General features: G+C 66.8%; 18 protein-coding genes and 1 tRNA gene. 1 reads left to right on the top strand and 18 read right to left on the bottom strand.

The features are described from left to right. The 18 genes from PMI40_RS03375 to PMI40_RS03290 form a co-directional block, all read right to left on the bottom strand. Positions 1-1,200, bottom strand: coding sequence for a beta-ketoacyl-[acyl-carrier-protein] synthase family protein (locus tag PMI40_RS03375; protein ID WP_008112110.1), 1,200 nt, complete (start codon positions 1,198-1,200; stop codon positions 1-3). A 19-nt stretch (positions 1,201-1,219) separates the two neighbouring features. Beyond that, the gene (locus tag PMI40_RS03370) at positions 1,220-1,765 is read right to left on the bottom strand and encodes a DUF3261 domain-containing protein (protein WP_008112108.1); all 546 of its coding nucleotides are present in this window, start codon (positions 1,763-1,765) and stop codon (positions 1,220-1,222) included. Then, positions 1,753-2,994 (bottom strand): NAD(P)/FAD-dependent oxidoreductase, encoded by a 1,242-nt coding sequence (locus tag PMI40_RS03365; RefSeq protein ID WP_040501610.1) that lies wholly within the window; start codon positions 2,992-2,994, stop codon positions 1,753-1,755. The genes PMI40_RS03370 and PMI40_RS03365 overlap by 13 nt, the downstream gene beginning before the upstream one ends. Beyond that, positions 2,991-5,384 carry an MMPL family transporter gene (locus PMI40_RS03360; RefSeq protein ID WP_008112106.1) on the bottom strand — a complete coding sequence of 798 codons (2,394 nt, stop codon included), beginning with the start codon at positions 5,382-5,384 and terminating at the stop codon, positions 2,991-2,993. The genes PMI40_RS03365 and PMI40_RS03360 overlap by 4 nt, the downstream gene beginning before the upstream one ends. Further along, on the bottom strand, positions 5,377-5,994 hold the full coding sequence (locus tag PMI40_RS03355) for an outer membrane lipoprotein carrier protein LolA (RefSeq protein WP_008112105.1): 618 nt from the start codon (positions 5,992-5,994) through the stop codon (positions 5,377-5,379). The genes PMI40_RS03360 and PMI40_RS03355 overlap by 8 nt, the downstream gene beginning before the upstream one ends. Then, positions 5,991-6,455 (bottom strand): thioesterase family protein, encoded by a 465-nt coding sequence (locus PMI40_RS03350; protein WP_008112104.1) that lies wholly within the window; start codon positions 6,453-6,455, stop codon positions 5,991-5,993. The genes PMI40_RS03355 and PMI40_RS03350 overlap by 4 nt, the downstream gene beginning before the upstream one ends. Next, a complete protein-coding gene (hutH, locus tag PMI40_RS03345; protein ID WP_008112103.1) occupies positions 6,448-8,022 on the bottom strand; it encodes a histidine ammonia-lyase in 1,575 nt (524 codons plus the stop codon). The genes PMI40_RS03350 and hutH overlap by 8 nt, the downstream gene beginning before the upstream one ends. Next, a complete protein-coding gene (locus PMI40_RS03340) occupies positions 8,000-8,983 on the bottom strand; it encodes an acyltransferase (RefSeq protein ID WP_008112100.1) in 984 nt (327 codons plus the stop codon). Before PMI40_RS03340 ends, hutH begins: the two co-directional genes overlap by 23 nt. Further along, the gene (locus PMI40_RS03335) at positions 8,983-9,735 is read right to left on the bottom strand and encodes a glycosyltransferase family 2 protein (RefSeq protein ID WP_008112098.1); all 753 of its coding nucleotides are present in this window, start codon (positions 9,733-9,735) and stop codon (positions 8,983-8,985) included. The genes PMI40_RS03340 and PMI40_RS03335 overlap by 1 nt, the downstream gene beginning before the upstream one ends. Further along, on the bottom strand, positions 9,732-11,471 hold the full coding sequence (locus PMI40_RS03330; RefSeq protein ID WP_008112096.1) for an AMP-binding protein: 1,740 nt from the start codon (positions 11,469-11,471) through the stop codon (positions 9,732-9,734). The genes PMI40_RS03335 and PMI40_RS03330 overlap by 4 nt, the downstream gene beginning before the upstream one ends. Beyond that, positions 11,464-12,021, bottom strand: coding sequence for a hypothetical protein (locus PMI40_RS03325; RefSeq protein WP_008112095.1), 558 nt, complete (start codon positions 12,019-12,021; stop codon positions 11,464-11,466). The genes PMI40_RS03330 and PMI40_RS03325 overlap by 8 nt, the downstream gene beginning before the upstream one ends. Then, positions 12,008-12,286: an acyl carrier protein gene (locus PMI40_RS03320; protein ID WP_008112093.1), complete on the bottom strand. Its 279-nt coding sequence runs from the start codon at positions 12,284-12,286 to the stop codon at positions 12,008-12,010. Before PMI40_RS03320 ends, PMI40_RS03325 begins: the two co-directional genes overlap by 14 nt. A gap of 8 nt (positions 12,287-12,294) precedes the next feature. Next, a complete protein-coding gene (locus PMI40_RS03315) occupies positions 12,295-12,552 on the bottom strand; it encodes a phosphopantetheine-binding protein (protein WP_008112090.1) in 258 nt (85 codons plus the stop codon). A gap of 3 nt (positions 12,553-12,555) precedes the next feature. Beyond that, positions 12,556-13,356: a 1-acyl-sn-glycerol-3-phosphate acyltransferase gene (locus PMI40_RS03310; RefSeq protein WP_008112089.1), complete on the bottom strand. Its 801-nt coding sequence runs from the start codon at positions 13,354-13,356 to the stop codon at positions 12,556-12,558. Then, positions 13,349-14,131 carry a beta-ketoacyl synthase chain length factor gene (locus PMI40_RS03305; RefSeq protein WP_081496396.1) on the bottom strand — a complete coding sequence of 261 codons (783 nt, stop codon included), beginning with the start codon at positions 14,129-14,131 and terminating at the stop codon, positions 13,349-13,351. The genes PMI40_RS03310 and PMI40_RS03305 overlap by 8 nt, the downstream gene beginning before the upstream one ends. A 384-nt stretch (positions 14,132-14,515) precedes the next feature. Continuing rightward, positions 14,516-14,600, bottom strand: a tRNA-Leu gene (locus tag PMI40_RS03300). Between the two features lie 60 nt (positions 14,601-14,660). Further along, entirely contained in the window at positions 14,661-15,095 is a 435-nt protein-coding gene (locus PMI40_RS03295) for a surface-adhesin E family protein (RefSeq protein ID WP_008112085.1), read from the bottom strand. Positions 15,096-15,276: 181 nt separating this feature from the next. Then, a complete protein-coding gene (locus PMI40_RS03290; RefSeq protein ID WP_008112080.1) occupies positions 15,277-16,203 on the bottom strand; it encodes a D-hexose-6-phosphate mutarotase in 927 nt (308 codons plus the stop codon). 207 nt (positions 16,204-16,410) lie between these two features. Here PMI40_RS03290 and PMI40_RS03285 point away from each other — a divergent pair. Further along, positions 16,411-17,243: glycoside hydrolase family 5 protein (locus tag PMI40_RS03285; protein ID WP_008112078.1), on the top strand; the 833-nt coding region annotated here is incomplete at its 3' end.

Raw genomic sequence — 17,243 nt, 5'->3', positions numbered from 1 at the left:
CTAGCGGTCCTGGCGGGTCAGCAGCAGCGCTACGTTGCTGCCGCCGAAGGCGAATGAATTGGAAAGTACCGCACGCGGCGGGCGTCCCAGCGCGCGACCGCGCTCGACGATGTCGAGCCTCGGCAGTGCCGGGTCGGGCACGCCGTCCCACAGGTGCGGTGGCAGCAGGCCCTGGTGGTTGGCCTGCTGCATCGCCAGCCAGCACAGGCCGGCTTCGATGGCGCTGGCCGCGCCCAGGGTGTGGCCGGTGAAGGGCTTGGTCGAACTGACCGGGACCTGCGCGCCGAATAGCGCATGTACCGCGTTCGACTCCATGACGTCGTTCTGGGGCGTGGCCGTGCCGTGCAGGTTGATGTAGTCGATCTGGTCCGGCGCCATGTGCGCGCGCGCCAGCGCGCCGCGCATGGCGCGCAGCGCACCGCCGCCGCTCGGATCGGGGGCCGAGATGTGATGCGCATCGGACGACTCGCCCCAGCCGGCAAGCGCCACCATGGCCGGCTCGCGGCTCATCAGGAACAATGCCGCGCCTTCGCCGATGTTGATGCCGCAGCGATTGCGTGACAGTGGATTGCAGCGTGCTGGGCTGACCGATTCGAGCGCCGTGAAGCCGGCAATGGTGAAGTCGCACAGGCTGTCGACACCGCCGCACAGGACCGCATCGCACAGGCCCATGTTGATCAGGCGCGCGGCGGCCGCCATCGCCTTGCCGCTCGAAGAGCAGGCGCTGGAATGCACGTGGGCCGGACCCATCACGCCCAGGGTCGCGGCCAGCGCGGCCGCCGGCGAGCCCAGCTCCTGCTGGCCGTAGTGGAAATGCGCGGGAAAGGCGTCGCCATGCTGGCGCCACCGGAATGCGGCCTCGCCCTCGGCGATGCCCGAGGTGCTGGTGCCCAGCACGATGCCCACGCGATGCGCGCCGAAGCGCGCGATGGCGGCGTCGACCTGGTCGCGGATCTGGGACAGCGCCTGCAGTGCCAGGCGATTGTTGCGACTGCGGTCCGGCAGCGGCAGCAAGGCATCGCTGGGTAGCGCGGCGTCTTCCAGCGGGATCGCGCCCAGCGCCAGCGGCGTGCCGTCGAGGCCAGGCCGCATCGCGTCGGGCAGTACGCCGCTGTCACCCTCGAACAGCCGGGTGCGGATCGCGTCATGGGACTGGCCAAGCGGGCAGATGATGCCCAGGGCGTTGAGAAAGAGCGTCATGCAGTGGTGGGCGTGCGGTTCATTGCGGGTTCACGACGGACTGGATGGTCAGTTTGTAGCGGTAGCGCAGGTTGGTCAGGACCACCCGGCCACCCCATGGCTTGCGGTCGGGGTAATCGATCACTGCAATCGGTTCTCCACCCTGCAAGAGGGTACGTTGCCCCTCGCTTTCGCGCAACTCCCAGCCAGCGGGAAGGGCCGAGCGGATGCTCTCGGCCGGCCACAGCGTCAATTGCACATCTTGCAATACGTCTTCGCCCTGCACCTGCGCCGGTAGCATGAAGTGGCGCCAGGTAGTGAGTTCGCGGCCGTCGTAATGCAAGCTCATCACCCGCTGGCCGAATGCCAGGCCGACCAGGTCCAGCTGCCTGGCGTCGATTTCGAGCACGGTGTCGAGCTGGTCGGTGCGGCCCTCGCGTTGCACCGTCAGGTGCTGCTGCAGGCTGATCTCGGCGCCCAGCGCGGCCGGTGCCAATCGCAGCTGGAGTCGCGCCGATGGCGCCGGGCCGGGGCTGGCGCAGGCGGCCAGCAGCAGGCTCGCCAGCCACAGTGTCAGCGACCGCATAGCGACTCCAGTGCGTCCAGCCGGCGGCGGCTTTCGGCCACGAACGGATTGCTGGTGTCCCAGGCATAGCCGGCCAGGATCGAGGAGATCATGCGCCGGATCTGCGGTTGCTGCTGCCGATGGAAGATGACGTCCTGGAAACCGCCGGCGTACCACGACTCGACGAAGGTGCGGAAGGTGTCGACCCCGGCCTTGAGCGGGGCGGCGTAGTCGGCTTCCCAGTCCACGACCTGCCCGGCCAGCTGGCGCTCCAGCGCGGCGGCCGCCAGCGAGGCCGATTTCATGGCGATGGTCACGCCCGACGAGAAGATCGGATCGAGGAATTCACCGGCATTGCCCAGCAGCGCATAGCCTCGCCCATGCAGCGAGGTGACATTGGCGGCGTAGCCGGTCAGGCGCCGCGCCGGGGTATCCCAGGTGGCCGCAGCCAGCAGCGCGCGCAAGCTCGGGTCTGCATGCACCAGGCGCTGTAGCGTGGCCGTTTCGTCGGCGGCCGGCAGCGACTGGATGAAACTGTCGCTGGCGACCACGCCGATCGAGCTCCTGCCGTCGGAAAACGGAATGAGCCAATACCACACGTCGTGGTGCTGCGGGTGTACGGTAATGCGAATCTTGTTGCGGTCGAAGTGCGGGCCCAGGATACCGTCGGCGATATGCGTGAAGTGCGCGGTGCGCACCGGGAACCCGCTCGGCTGCTCCAGCGCCAGCAGGCGCGGCAAGACGCGGCCGAAGCCGCTGGCGTCCAGCACGAAGCGCGCCTGCACGGTGTAGGCGCGCGGCGCGGCAGCGCTGTCGTCGAGCACCGACAATACCGGCTGGGCGCCGCTGAAGTCGGCATCGGTCACGCCATGCCGATAGCGCACGATGGCGCCGAAGCGCTCGGCCTGGCATGCCAGGAGGTGATCGAACTCGCCGCGCGGGACCTGGTAGGTGGTGCCCCATCCGGCCGAGTGCTTGTCACGGAAGTCGAACGCGGTGTGGTCGTCGCCCCTGACGAAGGAGGCGCCATTCTTGAACTGGAAACCGTGTTCGACCACCGCCTGCAGCATGCCGGCCTGCTCGATGAACTGCATGCTTTGCGGCAGCAGGCTTTCGCCAATCGAAAAGCGCGGAAACCGTTGCTGCTCGATGACCAGGACCTGGTGGCCCTGCTGGCGCAACAGCGCCGCGGCAACGGCGCCGGCAGGGCCGGCTCCGATGATGACGACGTCATGCCGTTCGATATTCATGAAGGTGTCCGTGTAGGCGCCGTAGCGATGAAACAGGGGGCCAGCAGCCATACCAGCAGCATGCCGACCAGCATGGTCAATCCAAAGGCGTGCAGCGGCGGGCTGCCGCTGCACGCCAGCAGGCCGAACGAGAGCAGCGCGCTGATGGCCGACAGCCCCACGGTAAGCCAGGCGAAGCGCCGTTCGCGCTGCGACGGCTCCAGCAGGAAGATGCCGTAGTCCACGCCCAGTCCCAGCACCAGCAATGCGGCCAGTACGTGGAACAGCTGCAGCGGCTGGCCGCTCCAGCCGAACAGCGCCAATGTCAGCAGCGTGGCCAGCAAGGGTGGTGCAATGGCGCGCCAGGCCTGGCGCCGGTAGCGCAGCGACAGCAGCACCAAGATCGCCAGGTAGGCCGCCGCCAGTGCCCAGCTCATGTACTGCCGGTAATACTTGAGCACGGCCGAGATATCGCCCACCTTGTCGACCCATTGCACGCCGTCCACGCCAGCCGCCACCGCCGCCAGGCGCGGCAACTGGCGATAGTCGGCCAGGCCGCGAATGGCCACGATACTGGCCGCGCCCTGCGGCAACGGCAGCCACAGGTGGCGTGCGCTGTCGCCGGCGGGCGAAGCCAGGAACGCCTCGGGCGTGAGCCATCGGGCATGCGCGCGCACCCGGCTGCGCATGTCGGCGATCCATTGCGGAGCTTCGTCGATGGCGCGCGCCACCTGCTCGATGGCCGCCGGCTGGCCGTTGCGGGCTTGCATCAGCGCCGTATCGACCAGTGCCAGGTTGGCGCGCTGGGTGCGCTGCGATGGCACCCAGTTCGACACCGCCTGGACGCCGCCGATCACGCCTTCGGCCACCAGCGGTTGCAGCTGCTGGCGCAGCCGCTCTTCTTTTTGCAATACATCTTCGTCCGACGCGCCACGCACCAGGTAGAACTGCACCGGCGCGGCCATGTCGAGCAGCTTGCCCACCCGGATCTGGTCATCGAGCAAGGCCTGCGGCGTCTTCTGCAGTGCCCGGATGTCGTCGCTCACGTGCAGTCGCGCCAGGCCCGAGACGCAAAAGCCGACCACGAATACTGCCGCGGCACCCTTCAGGTGCCAGCCGCGCATGCTGGTCAGGCGCGGCCAGCCATGGATGCTGCGGCTGCAGGCATGTGCCAGCGGTGTTGCGCGCAGGGTAGCGGGGCCCACCAGCGCGGGAAACCAGCAGACCACGGTCAGCCACGCGAACACCAGTCCCAAAGCGGAAAACACGGCCATCTGCTGCAGCCCCGGAAACGGCGTGGCGGCCATGCCGAGATAGCCGATCACCGCCGCCAGCAGCATCAGGCACAGGCCCGGCAGCAATTGGCGCAGCAAGCCGTGCGAGGCCAGCGTGGTGGGCGAACCCAACCGTGCGCACAGGAAATAGATGGCGTAGTCCTGCGCCACGCCGATCAGGCTGGCGCCGAACACCAGCGTGAGCAGGTGCACATGGCCGAATACCAGCCAGCTGACCGACAGCGCACCCATGCAGCCGATGGCGATGGAGATCGCGATGTAGGCAATCGGCTTGAACGAACGGAAGCTCAACCACATCAGCAGCAGGATGCCGACCAGCGAACCGGCGCCGATGGTGGCCATCTCGCCGCTGGCCTGGTCGCTGGCGGCGGCGGCATGCAACACCACGCCGGCGGTGAGCAACTGGCCATGCGGCAATTGCGCCAGCGCAGCACGACGGGCCTGCTCCAGCAGCGGGATCAACTGGCGCTGGGCCGCCATCGAAAAGGCCGGCGCCTTCAGCTCGAGCAGCAGCAATACATAGGAACGGCCGTCGCGCTCGACGAACAGGCGGCCATCGCGCGGACGCACCGGGGTTTCCTGCGCACGCTGTTGCAGCCAGCCGGAAAACAGGTTGAATGGATCGTCCACCCAGGCGCCCAGCCGCGGGCCGGAAAATGCACCGTACAGGCCGGCCAGCGCCTGGCGGCTCCATTGTTCGGGCGAGTCGTTGGCCAGTTGCCGCGCCTGGGCATCGGTCAATAGCACGCTGCGGCTGGTATCGAGCGCGGCCAGCCACTGCTGCTGCAGTTCGCCGGCGTTGCCGGCGGCCGGGGCGATGAGCGCGGCGTGCGGCTGCAACGTGGCGGTATAGGCATCGGCGGCGCGGGTGGCGCGGTTCCAGTCGGCATCGCCCACCAGCACCACCACCTTCTGCTGGGCGGCGTCGACCATGTGCGAAAACGCCTGCTGCAGTACCGCGTCATTGCGCGCCGAGGGCAGCAGCGCCAGGATGTCGGTGTCGGGGCTGGCACGCTGCACCAGCCACAGCCAGGCGTTGTGGGCTCCCACCAGCAACACCACCAACAGCCAGCACGTCGCCAGGCCACGACGCAGGAAAGCGGCGGGCCTAGTCAAACAGCGCTCCTTCGGCGGCAGTCATGGCGCCGGCCCCGGTCTTGATGTCCGAGAACACGATGTCGGTGCGGTCGCCGCTGGCTTCCTGCATCAGCACCCGCTCGACATAGGCGCCGCCTTCCAGGGTGATGTCGCCGATGGCACGGGCCAAGGCCGGCTGGCGTGCCTTGAGCGCCACCTTCCAGTGGCCGTTGCTGATCTGGCCGTCCAGTGCGAACAGTGCATCGAGCTGGGACAGGTCGCCCGCCAGCAGCGAGAACAGCACGCTGTTGATCATCTTGACCACCGGTTCCTGCTGGGCGTCGAGTTTCATCGCCACCCGGCCATCCTGCATCTGCTGGATCGCGTCGCGGGTGATGCGCAGGGTGTTGGGGAAGGGCTGCAGCGCCTGCCACAGGATGCCGCGGCCGGCGATGACGCAGAAGCGCCCATTCGATTGCAGCGGCTTCTTGATGCCGGTCAGTTGCTTGGTCTGGTCGAAGCGGCCGCACATCTGCGCCGGGCGCGCCAGCGTGGCCTGGATCTGCTGTACGGGGGCCTCGGCCAGGGCCGGGGCGGCCAGCAGCGATGTCGCCAGCAGCGTGGCCAGGGTAAGGAAGTGTCTGATCATGGGGTCGGGGGAGTCAATCCAAGTTTGTGCCACAGCACGGGAGGCGAGACGAAGCACATGTCGCGCGTGTCGATTCGCACCGCCACCTGGCTGGTGGTGGCGCGCGTGAGGCGCTGGCCGCTGTGGGCGTCGCTGAGCAGGTAATCGATCCGCAGACGATGTTCCCATTCGACGATGGCCGCGCGCACCCGCACTCGCTGGCCGAACACGGCCGGTTGCACATAGCGCAGGTTCATCTCGATGATCGGCCAGGCATAGCCGGACTCCTTCATCGTGGTGTAGTTGTAGTCGATCTGGTCGAGCAGGGCGCAGCGAGCATCTTCCAGGTACTTGACGTAGTTGCCGTGCCAGACGATGTCCATCGGGTCCAGGTCGTAGAACTGGATCTTGACCTCGATCTCGGCGCTCCAGGGCGAATTGGCCAGCCGCAGGCCGCCGGTGGGCAGGATGGTATTACTCATACAGCGTCCAGGCCTGGGCACGGATGGACGACAACAGCGCGCGCAGGTCGGGTTCCAACATGCGGTCTTCCTCGACCGCCGCGATTTGCGCGCCCAGCGCCTGCTGCATGGCGGCCAGTCGCTGGCCCGGCAGCGCCTGCAATGCCGCCTGGCCATCGGCCTGTTGCCGGGTACGCAGCCAGACGCCCTGGCGCACCGTGACCAGCATGGCGGCCGTCACCTGTTCGGTCAGTTCCAGTACCCGCAGGCAGTCGCGCGCGGCGATGGTGCCCATGCTCACCTTGTCCTGGTTGTGGCATTCGGTCGAGCGCGAGAACACCGAGGCCGGCATGGTCAGCTTGAGCGCTTCGGCGGTCCAGGCCGAGGCACTGATCTGCAGCGCCTTCAAGCCATGGTTGATGGCTGCGCGCTCGCCGACGGCGCCCGACAGGTTCGATGGCAGGCCGTTGTTGTAGCGGCCGTCGACCAGGAGTGCCATCTGCCGGTCGAGCAGGTCGGCGATATTGGCCACGGCGTTCTTCATGCTGTCCATGGCAAAGGCGATGTGGCCGCCGTAGAAATGGCCGCCGTGCAGTACCCGCTCGTGGTCGGGATCGATGATGGGGTTGTCGTTGGCGCTGTTGAGTTCGTTCTCGATCGAGCTGCGCAACCATGGCAGGGCATCGGCCAGCACGCCGATGACATGCGGCGCGCAGCGGATCGAATAACGGTCCTGCAGGCGCTTTTCATTGCGGTGTGGCTGGTCGCACGACAAGTCTTGCTGCAGCCAGGAAGCCACCCGCTGCTGGCCGGGGTGCGGCTTGACCGAGAACAGCGTGGCGTCGAAATGGTGGGCATTGCCGTCCAGCGCGAAACTGGCCATGGCGGTGATGCGGGTGGCCAGCTGGGTGAGGTAGCGGGCGCGGTCGAACGCCAGGCAGGCCAGGGCGGTCATGACGGCAGTGCCGTTCATGATCGCCAGCCCTTCCTTGGGACGCAGCCGCAGCGGCGTCAGTCCTGCCTCGGACAGGGCCTGGGCCGCCGCCACCGGGGCGCCGTCGCGCCAGACTTCGCGTTCGCCGCACAGCACCGCCGCCAGGTACGACAGCGGGGTCAGGTCGCCGCTGGCGCCGACCGAGCCTTCGCTGGGGATCAGCGGCAGCAGGTCGCGCTGCAGCAGCGCCTCGATCTGCTTGAGCAGCGCCACGCTGACGCCGGAGTATCCCTGGGTCAGCGAATTGAGGCGTGCCGCCAGGATGGCGCGGGTCTGCTGGGGCGAGAACAGCGCGCCCAGCCCGCAACCGTGATAGGTGTACAGGTGATGTGGCAGGTCGGCCACCAGCGCTGCCGGCACGGTCACGGTGCAGGAGTCGCCGTAGCCGGTGGTGACCCCATAGATATTGCCATCCTCGCGCAGCAGCCGGTCGAGGAAGTCGGCCCCGCGCTGGATGCGCGCCAGGAACGCCGGGCTATCGGACAACGCCGGCCGCACGCGCGCCTGCGACAGCGCCACCACGTCTTCGATACGCAGTGCCGCAGCGCCAAAGGTGACAGCGCGGGGGGATTCAGTGTGGTGCAGGTCGGTCATGCGTGTCGTCCAGTGCGGGCTGTGCCCAGAAGTGATAGAAGTTGAACCATTGGTAGGGCGCTTGCAGGCAATGCGCTTCCAGCCGCGCAGCGTACTGGCCGGCTAGCCGGTCCAGGTGCTGCGGGCGCTCTTTGCGTGGCAGTTCCACGCGATCGCTGAAGGCTTCGAAGTCGAGCCGCGCACCGTCGGCGGTGCGTCGTGAAAACATCAGAAATACCGGACATTGCAACAGGCTGGCCAGGACAAACGGACCCACCGGAAAGGCCGCGCTGCGGCCCATGAAGCTGGCCTGCGCCACGCGCGGCGAGGCCGACACCGGCACCCGGTCGCCGGCGATCACCACGAATTCGCCTTGCGCCACCTTGTCGGCCAGCATCATGGCGGTGGCCGGGGACATCTCGGTCACCTGCAGCAGGTTGAGCTGGCTGCCCGGATCGAGTTGCGCCAGCATGCGGTTGAAGGCCTGGGCGTGCCGGGTATGCACCAGCACCGTCAGGCGTACCGCGGGATAGCGCCGTGCCATCACCCGGCACAGCTCGAGGTTGCCCAGGTGGGTGCAGATCAACAGGCCGCCACGACCGGCCGCGATGGCGTGCGCGATGTGTTGCTGGCCGTGCAGCTGGACCCGGTCCAGCGCAAACAGCCCACCCCACAGCAGCATCTTGTCGAGCAGGCTCTCGCCGAAGGCGCGGAAGTGCCGGAACACGCCAACCAGGTCGGCGCGTACCCCGGCTTGCGGGCGCCAGCTGGCCACCTGTTGCAGGTAATCGCGCGAGGCGCGGCGGGCGCGGCCGTTGACGGCGATGTACCAGCCCAGTACCGGGTATAGCAGCAGCCGGAACGGCCCCCGTCCCAGCAGCCGGTAGACCGCGAACAGCAGGCGCATGCCCGTCACGAAGCTGACTTCGTTGATCTGCGCCCAGTGGCGGCTGCGTTCGGAGGCATGCGAGGGCTTGCGCATCAGCGTGCTCGCAGGCGGCGCCACAGCAACCGTGGCGACCGCAGCAACATGCCCACGAACAGCCGCGCATGCATGCGCGAGATCAGCACGTTGTCGAGCCACAGCTTGAAATGCGAGACCCCATCCAGCGGATAGCGCACGCGGGTAGGCAGGTTGACGACCCGCAAGCCGCGCCAGTGCAAGCGCACCAGGATATCGGTATCGAAGTCCATGCGCTGGCCGATACGGGCACTATCGATCAAGCCCAGGGTACTGGCCACCGGATAGACGCGAAACCCGCACATCGAATCGCGGATGTCCAGCGAGAGGGTATTGATCCACACCCAGACGTGGGTCAGGTAGCGCGCGTACAGGCGAGTGCGCGGCACGCTCTGGTCGTACACCGGCTGGCCGTTGATCACCGCCAGCGGGGCGGCGGCGCTGGCGCCGATGAAGCGGGCGATGTCGGCGGCGTCGTGCTGGCCATCGGCGTCGATCTGCAATGCATGGCTATAGCCGGCCGCGGCCACATGCCGCAGGCCGGTCATCACGGCGGCGCCCTTGCCACGGTTGTGCGGGTGCACCAGCAGCGTGACGCGCCCGGCGTGGTGCTGTGCCAGCTGGCGCAGCACCGCCGCGCAACCGGCCTGGCAGCCATCGTCGACCAGCACGCAGTGCAGGTCATGGCGCAGTACGGCATCGACCACCACGCCGATGGCATGTTCGTGGTTATAGACCGGGATCACGGCCGCCATGCACTGCGCGCCGGTCATGCCGCGTGCCCCAGCAGGAAACGGCCGCTGGCGTGCTGCTGGCCCTCGGAATGCAGCTGGAACGACAGCGCCTGGCGCTCGGTGTCGTGTTGCAGCTCCAGCGTGACGCTGGCGCCGGGTACGATCACGCGCTGGAACTTCAAGGCCTGCAGGCCCAGGAAGCGTGGCGGCAACGCAAAATAACGCCGTCCCAGGGACAGTGCCCAATCGGTCTGGACCACTCCGGGCAGGATCGGTGTAGCGGGGAAATGTCCGTCGAAGTAGAGCAGGTCGAGCGGCACCTGCAAGGCCAGCACCACACGGTGCTGGCTGCGTTCGATCTCGCGCACCTGCGGCTGGGTCGGGCGCGCCGGCGGCGTGGGCGCGGCGTCCAGCAACGCGCTCAAGGCGGCCTGCGTCAGCTTGCCCTGGGCATTGACCGGCATGGCGTCGAGATAGCGCCACAGGCGGGGCAGCGCCAGGCCCTCGATGGCCCCGGCCAGTATCGTCCGCAAGGCGGCATTGAGTTGCCCCCGGCCTTGCGCGAGCAGCACGCGCCCGGCCGCCGTGGGCACCACGAAGGCAGCGATCAGCTGGCGCTGGCGACGGCCCTCATGGACCAGCACGCGGCATTCGGCCACCAGCGGGGAGGCCAGCAGCAAGCGTTCGATCTGGTCCAGCGAGATGCGTTTTTCTTCCAGCTTGACGATGCGATCGGCGCGCCCATGCAGCGTGAAGCCGGCTACATCCAGGCTGGCGCGGTCGGCCATGGCGAACCATTGCCCATCGGGCAGGTGCGGTGAACGCACTTCGAGCGTGGCGTCGGCGCCAGCGCGTACCTCGACCCCGGGCATGGGCTGCCAGTGCTCGGCGCGCAATGCACCAACGTGCGGTTGACGCCAGGCGATGCCACCGGTCTCGGAACTGCCGTAGACCTCCAGCGCGCGCTGGCCGAATACCTCTTGCACGCCCCGTGCGGCATCGGCGGTGAGCGGCCCGCCGGACGAAAACAGCGCCTGCAGCAGGCGCGTCTCGGGCCGCGTCGGTTGCTCGGGAAAACGCTTCAGGTGTGCCGGCGATGACAGCAACGCCCATGGACGCGGTGGCACCAGCCGCCGCAGGTCTTCCGGGAAGAACGCGCTGTGCGCCTGCACCGGGCGTCCGGCCGCCAACGGCCACAGCACCTTGAACAGCAAACCGTAGATGTGCTGGTGCGAGACGGTCGAGACGATCTCGGCCTGGCCCAGCTGCTGGCCGAACAATGCCTCCAGCGTGGCTACTTCGCTGGCCAGTTGCATCATGCTCTTGGCAATGGCCTGGGCGTGGCCGGTGGTGCCGGAGGTGCTCACCACCAGCGCCGCGAAAGACGGCGCCAGCGGCGGCCAGTCGGCCGCGTCACCCGGCGCGGCCGGGGCGGGGGCGGGCAGGGGGGCGAGCGTGGGCTCGAACTCGCCGATGAAGGCGTCGACATCGCGCGCCAGCGCGCCGCAGGTGTCGGGCAGCGCATCGCCCGGCAGGTAGACGGTCTTGGCGGCCAGCCAGGCACCGAACAGGGCGGCGGCGAAATGCAGGGTATCGGCGTGGAACAGTGCGAAACGCTGCCCGGGATGGGCCAGCAGCCGGTCGCGCCAGCCCAGCACCTGGCGCTGGAAGCTGCCGTTGTCGACCGGCACGCCACCGCGCCAGCCAATGATGTGGGTATCGTCGCGGCGGCGCAATGGCCACTGCAGCAGGTCGAGGGGGACAGCGTCAGGCATGGTGTTGCCGCTTGAGATAGATACGTACCAGGTATTCGCCGGCAAACAGGACGCCCATCATCAGGTACGACACCAGGCCGGTATAGAGCGACCACACGGCGGGCGGCGCCCATAGTGCCGTGCCCAGTGCGATGCTGCCATTGAGGGCGAAGAAGCCGCACCAGACCTGGGTCACGCGACGGGTATAGGCGATGGCGAAGGGCGGCAGCGCCGGGTCGCGCAGGCGCGCCAGGCGCTCGATGATCGACGGTGGACGCAGCAGGCTGGCGCCGAACAGCACCAGCATGCCCATGCTGATGAGCACCGGGTACAGTTTCAGCGGCAGCAGGTCGTTCCACAACAGGGCCGGCGCGGCCAGCAGCAGCGCCGCCAGGCCCGGCCATACCAGCTTGATCGCCCATCTTGCCGCCAACAGCCGCACCGCGCCGATGGCCAGCAGCAGCAGTGCCAGCTGGCGCGGTTCGAGGCGACCGTGCGCGCTCCAGATCAACAGCGGGTAGAGCAGGATCAGCAACGTGCCCAGCAGGGTGGGCAGGTCAGGCTTTTTCATCCGCGCCGATCAGCGTGTCGAGCACATCGACCACATCCTGCACCGTGCGCACGGTACGGAACACATCGGGCTGGATGCGCTTGCCGGTGATCTGGTTCAGCTTGACCACGATATCGACGGCATCGATGCTGTCGATGTCGAGATCGGTATAGAGGTTGGACTGGGGCGTGATGGCCGCCTTGTCGATCTCGAACATCTCGTGCAGCATGTCGATGATCCACAGGGTGATCTCGTCCTTGTTCATGGTGGGGGCCAAAGTGGTCATCATGAGCCTCATTGATTGTGATTGGCGACCAGCGCCGCCAGCGCCTGCACCGATGCGAAGTGCTTGCGGGTTTCTTCCGAATTGGCCGACAGCGTGATGCCGTAGCGTTTTTGCAGGGCCACGCCCAGTTCCAGTGCATCGATCGAATCGAGGCCCAGGCCGTCGCCGAACAGCGGGGCGGCGCTATCGATGTCGGCCGGGCCGATGTCTTCCAGCTGCAGAACCTCGATGATCAGTTCCTTGATGTCTTCTTCGAGCGTTTGCATCGACTAGCTTTCTTTCATGAAATAGTGTTGCAGGTAATGGGTGAGCCGGCGCGCGGCCGCACCCGGGTTGTCGATCTCGACGGCTGCGGTGTCCGGGCAGGCGGCGTCGATGGCTTGCCGCAGGTCGATATCCTGGCCGATGTCGATGCTGAAATGGGCTGTGGTGGGCGGCACGTCCCACCATTTGCAGCCCTTGCCCAGGGTCGCCGGGGTGCAGCGGATCACCACCGGGGTGATGGCGCACACGCCTCGCACGGCCACATTGGCCGCGCCACGCTTGAAGCTGATGTTGCCATCGCGCGGGGTGCGCGTGCCTTCCGGAAAGATGATCAGGTTGCTGCCGGCGCGGATCGAATTGATGCAATCCTCGATCAGCTCCGGTCCCTGGTCGTTGCTGATATACCCGGCCGCCTGCACCGGCCCGCGGGTGAACGGATTGCGCCATAGCGCATTCTTGACGATGCAATCGGCATGCCGCACGAAGGCCATCAGCAGCACCGTGTCGATCAGTGTCGGGTGGTTGGCCAGGATCAGCAGGCCCGTGCGCTGCAGTCGTTCCAGCCCGGTGATGCGGTAACGGATCACGCCGGTGGCGCGCATCAGTTCGACAAAGCCACGCATGGCCAGCTGGATCAGCCGGCGCGCGGCCAGCACCTGGCGTTGCCGGTCGCGCACCAGCAGCGCCAGCAGCGGAAAGGCGAACAGCCGCATCACCAGCCCGCCCAGGCCGAATACGGCAAAGCAAAAGCCGGTAGCGGCGATGCGCCAGATGCGGGCCAGCCGTTGCCGGATCGGCCTATGCATGACGGATCCAGTGCCAGCGGCGGCCGTTGGCGCGACGCACCAGGCCGGCCGTGTCCGGCGCCGACAGGAACAGCCGCAACACTTCCACCCCGCCTGGCGCCCTCGATGCAGGTTCCGCGGGCGGCAGGTCGTCGCCGCTCCATCGCAGCGACAGCGTGGGCAGGGCGCCATCCTGGCTGGCGCCCTGGACCAGCCAGGCCCAGCCGAAGGGTTCATCGTCGCAATCGCGAAAGTTGCCGAACACGGGCGGCAACGGGCCATCGGCCATCACCACCAGCACCTGCCGGGCGCCATCGGCCAGCAGGCCGCAAGCCTCGATGAGGGCGTGCTCGACGGTGCTGGCGCCGGCGGCGATGGCGATGCCATTGCCGCGCATGCCGCGCGCGATCGAAAACAGGCCGACATTGGCGTTATGGACCGACAGGCTGAACGCGGTGGGGGACAAGGCGCTGCCGGCCACCAGCGCCTGCAGCAACTCGACCGAACGGCCGCATTCGCCATGGCGCGAGGCAAATACCAGCGGGATGTCATGGTCGCCCGCGGCGTCGGGCTGGGGCGGCAGGGGGTGTGCGGCGTAGGCGGTTTCGAGTGCGATCTTGCCGGCCGGGCTGGCGCGGCGGCGGAGCATGGGCGGCATGCTCTTGACGGCAGGTTCTCCCGAACCCGCTGCCGCGCGATGGCCGTTGACCCATTGCTGCCAGGCTTCTGCGGAATCGATTCCCGGAACCCATGCCGCATGCGACGCAACCGAAAAGCTGACATCCCCAAAAAGCATATTCTCTAAAAGCCCGAAGGCTTTTGTATATGGCTATGTGTTACCCGGACCCCCGCTGTCGCGGCCGCTGGCGCCGGCGCAAACGATGCGCTGCGGTCATGCGGCTGTTCGGTCTAGCCCCCCGCCTGCTATTGTTGTTTGCTGTGCAGGCTGGATCCGGTGGCGTTTATATAAAGCTGCGTTATTTTCACAGACATGAATCAATGCTACGGCATCATGCCTTAAATATACGTAAATTTACATTTGATTCGTGGTCGAAAAAAAAGGCGGGAACGAGTTCATCGTACCCACCTGTCTTTGTGTGGCTGGCGCACCACGGATGTCACCCCCTTGCATGACCTTGCACCGTTATCGCGCCACCTTTATTTCTTGCAACCAAATCTCTGGTGCCGGGAGCCGGAATCGAACCGGCACGCCTTGCGGCGCGGGATTTTGAGTCCCGTGCGTCTACCTATTCCGCCATCCCGGCAACGCAAGCCCGCGATTATGACGACTTTTTCTACATAGGGCAAGGCCCGGCCACTAGAATTTACCTGCCGCACACCGCGTCGATGGCCCGTTCGCCGGTGGAGCCGGGCGGCGGGTCCGACAGCTTGACGTCGGAATACGAAAGCTGCGGCGCCAGCAGCACTTGCCCGCGACCATCCGGTTGCGCGTACATCTTGCGGCTGCCAAAACCGAGCTGGTGGTTGGCGCAGTCGAAATAGGCGGTCGAGATCTCGGAGGTGTAGTAGGTCTTGCTGCCCTGGCCCATCAGCAATTGCGGGCGGGTCCAGTTGAGCAGGATCTGCGCCTGGCGTATGCCGCGCGTGGCCACGATGCTGCTCTTGTCGATGAAGAAGCTGCCGATGCTGTTGTCGCCCAGCGGCAGCCATTCGGCGCGCGCCGGGAGCGCCGCGCCGCCCAGCAGGGCCAGCAGCGCGGTCGCCAGCAGGCGCCTGGAGCAGGGCAGGAGTGAAGACATGTTGATCAAGGCAGTGCGATCAGCTGAACATGCAGGCCAGCATGGCCACATCGTCTTCCAGCATCAAGGTCAGCATGACGCTCCAGAACAAGGTGCTGGCCAGGATGTTGTGGGCGGCGCCGCGCAGCCTGGGATGCATGTTCGCGAAAGTGTTAGTTACAGTTGTCAGCATCCTAACACGTCAGGCCATCGGCTCGCCGGTCAGTGTCACGCCCAGGGTATGTTCTTCACCGGGTGCCAGTTCGACCAGGTCCTTCATCACATTGGCCGTCTCGATGCACAGCATGCGCTGCCAGGCATCGTCGGCAAACTGCGACAGCCGGCGCGCCTTGCTGACCCAAGGGTTCCACACCACGGCCGAGGTCGAGCCGGTGGCGTCGATATGGATGCGGCGGTTCCAGCCGTCGTCGCGCAGCGTCAGGCGTGGCGGCAGGTCGAGATAGATGCGGTCGGTTTCGCTGCTGACCACCAGGTCGCGTTTCTGCTGGCGTTCGGCCCACCCTTCCAGCGTCTCGATGTAGCTCTGCCCCTCCAGCCCCTCGACCGTCACATTGATAATGTCGGACACGGCGAAGTAGCTGTGCAAGGCCTGCGTGATCGCCAGGTGCTGTTGGCTGTCGTTGCGCGTGGTCAGCTTGAGGTGCAGCTGCTCGTCCAGCACGATCTCCAGCAGCAGTCCCAGCCCACGCGGCAGGTGCCGCAGGCTGGGCGAGTCGGTGGTGGCAGGGATGGCCAGCAGCAGTCGCACCCGGTCGCCCTCGATGGCGCTTTCCTGCAAGGTCCATTCGATGGTGCGCACCAGGCCATGCGCCGGCAGGCGGCCGCCGGAATGCAGCGACTGCACCTGCGGCGGATTGCGCATCAGGTCGCCGAACCAGGGCCAGCAGACCGGAATGCCGCCGCGCACCGCGTTGCCGGTCTCGAAGGCGGCTTCCTCGCTGAGCCAGATCAGGGGTTCCTGGCCGTGTTGCTGGTAGCGCAGTACCTGCGCACCTTGCAACGCCAGCAGCAGCTCGCCGCGCGAGTTCTGTACCCGCAGGCATTGCAACTGGTTGACTTCGATCTGCTGGATGTGCGGGATTTCGGGAGGGACTTCGGTAAGGCTCATGCCAGACAACTCCAGGGAATTTATGTCGATGGCGCAAGCCTGCCACATTTCGGCGCGCTGCGGTACGGTCGTGGCGTGATTCAATCCAGCGACAGATTGTCGTTTTTATATCAAGCATGGGCGGTATAAGGGTATTTGATGTCCACAATCGAATACATTCTGGTCCATTGGCGACTCTAATGGCTGTTTGCCAAGGACCCTGCCGCCATGCCTCGCCTGTTGCCGTTCCTGTTATTGATGCTTGCCTGTGTTGCATGGCCCGCGCGCGCGGCCGACGACCCGCTGGCGTTCTGGGATAGCCAGCGCCGCGGCGGCAACAGCTTCAACCGCCTGCCACCCGGGCAGTCCTATTTCGATGCGCTGCGTGCCCATGGTGCGCGCTGGGTTCGTCTTTCTTACGACAAGTGGCCGTCCGGCCGACGTGATTTCCTCATTGGCGACGCCGACCACTACCAGGCGCTCGACCCGCATGACCTGGCCACCCTCAGGCAGGTGCTGGACCGCATCGAGCGTGCCGGTCTCAAGGCGGTGATCGCACCGCTGTCGCTGCCGCTATCGCGCTGGCGGCAACACAACGGCGGCAAGTTCGACGACCGCCTGTGGCAGCAGCGTGTGCATTGGCAGCAGGCCGCGCGCTTCTGGCGCGACCTGGCACTGGCCTTGCGCGGCCATGCGGCATTGGTCGGCTATAACCTGGTCAATGAACCCGCGCCCGAATATCGCGGCGGGCTGGCCGAGCACGCCAGTGCCGACGCCATGCGCCAGTGGTATGCCGGTCACCGGGACGGGCCGCGCGACCTGCCGGCCTTCTATGGCGAGCTGATTGCGGCCATCCGGGCCGTCGACGACACCATGCCGCTGATGGTCGATGCCGGCTGGTACGGCGCGGCCGACGCCTTCAGCTACTGGCCGGCGCGGTTGCCGGACGCGCGGGTGCTCTACAGCTTCCACATGTACGAACCCTATGCCACCACCAGTGCGCCCAATGCGCGCCGTGCCCAGCCATACCGCTATCCCGGCGCCAGCCGCTTTGGCGGGGG

Origin of the sequence: Herbaspirillum sp. YR522 (genome assembly GCF_000282575.1) — a bacterium.
In the GTDB taxonomy this organism is placed as follows: domain Bacteria; phylum Pseudomonadota; class Gammaproteobacteria; order Burkholderiales; family Burkholderiaceae_D; genus Herbaspirillum.
This window is presented reverse-complemented; position numbering and strand designations above follow the sequence as displayed.